Origin of the sequence: Saccharopolyspora elongata (genome assembly GCF_004348985.1) — a bacterium.
GTDB lineage: Bacteria > Actinomycetota > Actinomycetes > Mycobacteriales > Pseudonocardiaceae > Saccharopolyspora > Saccharopolyspora elongata.
The window spans coordinates 1-669 of record NZ_SMKW01000249.1; the positions used below are offsets into that span (position 1 = coordinate 1).

A 669-nucleotide genomic window follows, 5' to 3' on the forward strand; every position below is an offset into this window, starting at 1 on the left:
GAGGGCGGCGTCGGTGAGGGCCTGGAGTCGTTTCGGGGTGAACCTCTGGGGTTCGAAGGGGTACATCATCATCCAGCCGTCGCCCATGGCGGCGAGTTGGTCGGCGAGCAGGTCGGCGGGGATGTCGCCACGGATGGTGCCTCGCACTTGGCCGGCTTCGAGGATCGTGGTGTACATGGCGCGGTAGTGGGCGTAGCGCTGCTCGATGACGGCGGAGAGTGCTGGTTCGTACCGCGCGTGGGCGAGCAGTTGGGACATCACCGGCCAGAACTCGGGATCGCCGGTCGTCAGATCCAGCCACCGCTGGAAAAGCGCCTTGATGTCGGTCTGCTTCCGGACGGATTCCAGCATCGCGTCGTAGGTGTCGAACCGGCTTTCGGCCAACGCGGTGACCAGTTCCTCCTTGTTTGCGAAGTAGTAGGTCACCGCTCCTGTCGTGCACCCCGCGCGCTGGGCGACCTTGCGCAGTGATGCGTTGGCGTAGCCCTCCTGCGCGATCACCGACGTCGCCGCCTTCAGCAGCTCCGCCCGCTTCGCGGCGTGGTCCCCGGTCGGGCGGCCACGCTGCACGGCCGGCTCGGTTCCGCCATCGCCACCCGGCAGCCGGGCCTTCGTGTTCGGCACCCCGCCGATTCTGCCACACAATTTTCATAACGACTGTTGTGTAAA

1 protein-coding gene is annotated in these 669 nt (G+C 66.1%); it reads right to left on the reverse strand.

The window, feature by feature from the left end:
• The coding region (locus tag E1288_RS46555; RefSeq protein WP_132495767.1) for a TetR/AcrR family transcriptional regulator at window positions 1-624 on the reverse strand (624 nt) is incomplete at its 3' end.
• Window positions 625-669 lie beyond the last annotated feature (45 nt).